The following is a 5,737-nucleotide window of genomic DNA, read 5'->3' as shown; positions in this document are numbered from 1 at the left end:
AAATTCATCACCTTCTTGTTTGTAGTTATAGTGTATCATTAAACAAGAAATTCGTGCGGGATTTATCCCGCTATCTGTACGATTTGCTCAGTTTCATCCCCCGCTTGAAAGACGGGGGCTTTCACTATCGCTTGTCTGTAAGGTGAGGAAGGTGGGGAAGGTGGGGAAGGTGGGGAAGATGAAGGATGAAGAGTCAATGACTACTGCCCATAGCAGAGAGTAGAGACACGCCATGGCGTGTCTCTACACGAGAGGATTATCTCCTGGAATGGGTAGCGAGCTTGCTGGCTCGCATTACGCAGTAAAATCGTTAAGGTTTGAATGCCGAACAGCTTATTACATTTTGCTGATAATTTTTTGCACAATCTGCATTCCCGTTACAGCTTGCCAGCCAAACAGTCCTAAAAGCACCGCATTCAGGGCAATATGGCTATAGCGAGCCCACATTTGACCTTTTTGCATGAATGGTGTAAAGGACGCCGACATGGCAATGAGGGCAGTCATACCCAAGCCAACCAGCAAGTGGGGACCGAAAAATAACTTACCGTTGTTGATGTAAGTCACTGCCATTCCGCCAACGGTGCTAATCACCATAACGGCTAACAGGATTGAACCAATTTGATGGTGCTTGATATTGTATTTGCCCTTGATTAGCTCTTTGCGGAGTTCACCTTCTGCCGTTCTCGTCTGTTGAATTTTGATCCCCAGATACAGGGCATAAATGGCAGTTGCCAGCAGGAGCCACATCACTATAGGGTGAAAGAATTGGGAGTAAACTTTAATCGGTTCTGGGATGTCGAAGTTCATAAGCTTCTTAGAGGAGTTTCAATATAGTGACAAAAGTTAACATAGCATAGCTGCTGTTTCCTCTAAAGTCTGATAACGAAACTGACTTCCCTCCCAAGAGATAGATTTAACTAGTCTGATTGGCGCTGGCGTTGACCATTCCTCTGCAATAGCTATGATCCAAAACACTGATGGCTTACTGCTGAAAGCCGCCCAAAGTGGCAACTTGACCCAAATCAAAACCCTGCTGAGTCAGGGGGTGAATATCGATGCGACTGATCGCGATGGCACGACTGCCTTGATGATAGCCGCTCAACGGGGTTATACCGAAATTGTGCGATCGCTAGTCGCGGCTGGTGTCAATATCAACCTGCCACGAAAACGGTACAGTTTAACCGCACTCATGCTCGCTGTCGCCGCCAATCAGGTGGATGCAGTAGAAACCCTAATCGCCGCCGGTGCTGATGTTAATGCCAAGAATGAAGATGGTAGCACCGCGCTTATGGTGGCGGCACATAAAGGTCATCTCAAACTGGTACAACGCCTACTCAAAGCAGGTGCTGATCTCAATATCCAAGACAAAGATAACGATAACGCCCTGAAGCTAGCGGCGGAAAGTGGTCAGATTCAAATTGTCAACACCTTACTCGAAGCTGGGGCTGATGGCACACTGAGTTCAGAGGCATTGCTTTTGGCGGCTAGTGAGGGTCGTACTCAGATGGTGAGCCGATTACTCGAGGGTGGGTTTGATGTCAATACTCGAAACGTTGATGGCAGAACCGCACTCATACAGGCGGCTGAGTTAGGCTATTTACCGATTATTCAGCTATTATTAGCCCATGGTGCTGATGTCAATCTGCAAGATGAGGACGGTGAAACCGCGCTGACTTTAGCGGCAGATCAAGGTCATACGTCGGTTGTCCAGGCTTTATTAGCGGCGGGTGCAGATGTGAATCAGCACAATCTCAGGGGTGGAACTGCCTTGATGGCGGCAGCAGCAGGAGGTCATTGTGACATTGTTCGGGCATTACTGGATGCGGGGGCACAGATTAATGTCCAGGATGCTGATGGGGAGACAGCATTACATTTAGCCTCTGTAGAAGGGCATGGGGCGGTTGTGGAGGCTTTACTCCAGCGCAACGCTAGCGTACACCTCAAAAATAAGCTGGGCGACACGGCGCTGCTTCTAGCCGCTTTACATGGTCACACAGACATTGCGATCGCGCTGTTGCAACATGGCGCTGACGTGAATGCAAATAACCAAGCCGAAACCCCACTTACCCTTGCCCTATCTCAGGGATATTCAGAAACCGTCAAAGTATTGCTCAAAGCTGGGGCAAATGCCAATATGACGGACATCAAAGGGAAAACCCTGTTAATGAAGGTGGCTGATCAAGGGGATAGTGAACTGATACGCTCGGTATTAGAAGCGGGCGCGGATGTGAATCAGCGAGATAGTGCGGGGGCGACAGCCTTAATGTGGGCAGCCCATCGGGGTTATATCCCAGCCGTGAAATGTTTACTTGAAGCCGGTGCTGATGTCACCCTCAAAAATCGGGGTGGTTATACGGCGATGATGATTGCTGAATTTAATGGGTATCCGGAAGTCGTGGGTGCTCTTAAAGCCGCAGGGGCGGCTGAGTAATAGCAGGGGGTGAGGAATTTCACGAATCTTGAGTTACTTCAATAATTACTTAATCCTGCGCCAACGGTGCCAACAAAGCTGCAACAGAATTGGGAATGGCTCCATTCAAATTGACAGAATTGGAGACTTGGCTAATGTGAGTTTGTAGGGGCGGGTTTAACTATTATCATTGTTTGCCCCCCTGATGTCATTAAACCCGCCCCGTCCGAATGACAAATAACAAATAACAAATAACAAATGACAAATGACAAAAAGATTTTACCCTTAGGTTTATTGTCAATAACTTTAATCACTTGGCTCGTTGGATATCAGCTATTCATACCAAGGATAACCCTGGCTCAACGTCAACCCTTACCGTGGTTAGATTTATATCAAACCAACTCATCATCCAACAATAACACTGAACCCCCAGCGCGGGGAAGAACGGGAGGAAGTCGTGGTTCCGTTTGTCCAATTTCTCCAGCCTACAATCCTTTAGCTATTCCCTTAGTTTGGAGTAATCGCCCATTATTTATGTGGCGACTTAAAGAGGGAGAAGAGATTGGCAAACTTGAACTGTGGCAGCATGTTACCCAAGATGTGGTGTGGAGTAAACAAGTGAGTCCATCAGAGGATATGCTTTTGTATGATGGGGAAGCGCTGCAACCGGGAGAGCGTTATTTTTGGGTATTATTTAATCAGGACTCTGTTCCCCTTTACCGGCTAGCCTTTCAGATGGTGGATCAACCAACACGCGATCGCATCTCTTCTGATTTGATGACTATAGAGGCACAATTGCAAGACGATAGAGCATCAACCGAGGAGATAGCTTACGCTAAAGCCCAGTATTTTGCCACTCGTCAGATGTGGGCGGATGTGTTGCAACAGGCGTACAGTGTGGAAAATCCGTCAATGGCTTTGACTGACTTTCTTCAGATGACTCGCCAGCAGTTTTGTTCAGGTTAAACTCGTTTTATCAATATGAATAAAAGCATAATAGTTCAAAACCCTTAAGCGGCTATGGATATGACAAATCCCTTAATTCAACTCAACCGCCGTTCTCTCCAAGGAGTACTCACCCTCCTTTCTCTAAGCAGCGCCATCCTCATCTCACCCGTCGCGATCGCGCAGCAGTGGGTGAGAGTCAAAACCGATGCAGACAATAACGCCTACCACGTTGATGTCTCCACGATTGAAGGCAGAGGGCGCTTACGCTACTTCTGGGCAAATGTTATCTACGGAGAACCCACAACTAATATCGTACCTGGCAAACAGGTATACAGCACTACATATTATATCGCGGTGGATTGCCAGAATCAGATTTATCAAGTGCGCTTTGAGCGGTTGCTAGATGCCAACGGACAAACCGTTGAAGATTATAACTACGGAGAAGATGGCAGAGGCGGTGTACCCGATTCAGGTTCTCCCGAAGAAGCCTCACTTAAGTTTGTTTGCTCAAAATAAAAAATCAGTCAATTCCGCTCAAGTTGTGCATAGCAATTTTTGCCTCAGAACTATAGAAGATTAGAACGCGAAGACTGAAGCTCATTAGTTATTTGATCTTTAGTTGAATCTCATAAAATCAGTAATCGGGTGACAACAGATGTGATGGTATCCGTTGCGCCTCCAGCTCAAACGATTGGATTGCTCGGACAAGACTTTTTTGACGGCTATGAGGTTACGCTCAAAAAAAATGTGATTGAATTTCGTCATCAACGCTACAGAAATTAGGAGTGGGGGTTGTATTCCACCTGCGCGATCGCGTTTTGCCAAAATCTTCTCAGAGCTATAGATAATTAAGCTATGGATTGACTGACCTGTTAAGGATAATGGCATGACTAGGATACCACCGATTATACAACGGGCAAAGCAGGGGGATAGCCACGCGATCGCAGCCCTGATCAATCGTCATCTTCAGGTACAAGGCGTTACGGCTAAAACCAAGGTGAAAGGGGACTGCTTGCGCCTGATGCTGGAAGGTAATACTGTACCCAACCAAGAGGTGATGGTGCAGTTTATTTATCAGGGTATGACCAAACTGGCGGCTAAATCAATCAAAACGGTCAAAATTTATGGTAAACAAACCCATCTCGATTTTCCCGCATGGAGTCAGGAATTGGACTTAGGTGAGCAACCTCAACCTGTTCTCAATCATTCTCCCCTTGAGGAATCTAGCTCAATTTTACTGATTCGCCAAAGACAACTTGATCAGGAAATAGAACGCACCGAGGAAAAAATCGATCAAAATCAAGTTGATGGAGAACTAGAAACCCAAAACTTGAACCTATCCGATACGCCATTCGTTACGGCTGAGATTTATCAAAACCGTGGAATCGCCAATTCTCTCAACCAAGCTAGCCCCAACTCAAAAGCGCAACGGAAAAAAGTCCGTGTTCTCAAACAGATAAGTCGTGTTTTAATCGCCTTCCTGGGGTTAGAAATTAGTTTCAATAGCCTCTTTGTGATTTACGCTGCTGTTTGGTCAACCTCTTACTATATTTATGACCTATTGGATGTAGCCGATACGACGGGAATCCTCATCTATTTAATTCACCGCATGGTGATTTTTATTGACTCGTTCTGGAACCCTCTAGAATTAATCAGTGATTGCACTTACACCCTTGTCTTTCTCCTAAGTTTGGTTTGGCTGCATCGCGTTCATGGGTATCTGAGAACCCACCTACCGGACTATCCAATCACGCCTTGGGGGGCTGTTGCTCGCTTTGTGATTCCATTTTATAGCTTCTGGGGAATCTGGAATACGTTGAACACATTAGCCCAGCGACTTAAAGTGCAGGAGGCTAAGCTAGCCCATTTAGGTACATCATTGAGTCGGTGGATACCGTGGTTGTATATTACATTATTTGGTTCAAATATTTTAGATCGGATGTATTGGTATGGCTTCAACAATGCGAATCAAGGTTATTTTTTTCCCTGGTTATTCTTCGCCTATGCTAGTACCACTCTGTTCCTCTCTCTGGTTTGGCTAAAAATTGTGCGGATTATCAGCCAAGTTGTGGTTAAAACTGGCAATAGGCAATAGATACCGATAAGCGTGCGTGGAAGTGCGATCGCGCTTTGGTTAAGTTTTATCAAAATTTACAAAAAATTATGATCAGGGCGGATAACTGTGGGTTTCCCCACTAGATAATCAGGGTAAAATCCACCCCTATAAGTAGTGTTATGTTTGACACTCCCCGCCCTATAAGTGCGGGGATTCTTAGTTCCGCGACACACCTTACAATTATCTATCCTTGCGGCAATACTTAAACCAAACACCCGTAGAAAACTACCAAGTATTGAGCCTAATTTAGATAACTCCAGAGG

General features: G+C 45.9%; 6 protein-coding genes. 5 read left to right on the top strand and 1 reads right to left on the bottom strand.

Annotation, left to right across the window (positions count from 1 at the left end):
• Positions 1 to 336: 336 nt before the first annotated feature.
• Positions 337 to 807, bottom strand: coding sequence for a DUF4079 domain-containing protein (locus RID09_RS14465; protein ID WP_446336629.1), 471 nt, complete (start codon positions 805 to 807; stop codon positions 337 to 339).
• A gap of 154 nt (positions 808 to 961) precedes the next feature.
• Here RID09_RS14465 and RID09_RS14460 point away from each other — a divergent pair, with 154 nt between their 5' ends.
• The 5 genes from RID09_RS14460 (at position 962) to RID09_RS14440 (ending at position 5,453) form a co-directional block, all read left to right on the top strand.
• Complete coding sequence (locus tag RID09_RS14460) at positions 962 to 2,431, top strand: ankyrin repeat domain-containing protein (protein WP_446336628.1); 1,470 nt, start codon at positions 962 to 964, stop codon at positions 2,429 to 2,431.
• Positions 2,432 to 2,668: 237 nt separating this feature from the next.
• Positions 2,669 to 3,376, top strand: a complete 708-nt coding sequence (locus tag RID09_RS14455) for a hypothetical protein (RefSeq protein ID WP_446336627.1) — start codon at positions 2,669 to 2,671, stop codon at positions 3,374 to 3,376.
• Positions 3,377 to 3,430: 54 nt separating this feature from the next.
• A complete protein-coding gene (locus RID09_RS14450; RefSeq protein ID WP_446336626.1) occupies positions 3,431 to 3,874 on the top strand; it encodes a surface-adhesin E family protein in 444 nt (147 codons plus the stop codon).
• A gap of 129 nt (positions 3,875 to 4,003) precedes the next feature.
• Positions 4,004 to 4,141, top strand: a complete 138-nt coding sequence (locus RID09_RS14445) for a hypothetical protein (protein WP_446336625.1) — start codon at positions 4,004 to 4,006, stop codon at positions 4,139 to 4,141.
• A 103-nt stretch (positions 4,142 to 4,244) separates the two neighbouring features.
• Positions 4,245 to 5,453: a hypothetical protein gene (locus RID09_RS14440; protein WP_446336624.1), complete on the top strand. Its 1,209-nt coding sequence runs from the start codon at positions 4,245 to 4,247 to the stop codon at positions 5,451 to 5,453.
• The last annotated feature ends 284 nt before the right edge of the window (positions 5,454 to 5,737 follow it).

Source organism: Coleofasciculus sp. G1-WW12-02 (assembly GCF_040219735.1).
Lineage (GTDB): Bacteria > Cyanobacteriota > Cyanobacteriia > Cyanobacteriales > Coleofasciculaceae > Coleofasciculus.
This window is presented reverse-complemented; position numbering and strand designations above follow the sequence as displayed.

What these genes read in the sequence shown, in the direction of transcription:
- RID09_RS14465 (WP_446336629.1), bottom strand. Translation starts at nt 807, where the DNA reads ATGAACTTCGACATCCCAGAACCGATTAAAGTTTACTCCCAATTCTTT.
- RID09_RS14460 (WP_446336628.1), top strand. Translation starts at nt 962, where the DNA reads ATGATCCAAAACACTGATGGCTTACTGCTGAAAGCCGCCCAAAGTGGC.
- RID09_RS14455 (WP_446336627.1), top strand. Translation starts at nt 2,669, where the DNA reads ATGACAAATGACAAAAAGATTTTACCCTTAGGTTTATTGTCAATAACT.
- RID09_RS14450 (WP_446336626.1), top strand. Translation starts at nt 3,431, where the DNA reads ATGGATATGACAAATCCCTTAATTCAACTCAACCGCCGTTCTCTCCAA.
- RID09_RS14440 (WP_446336624.1), top strand. Translation starts at nt 4,245, where the DNA reads ATGACTAGGATACCACCGATTATACAACGGGCAAAGCAGGGGGATAGC.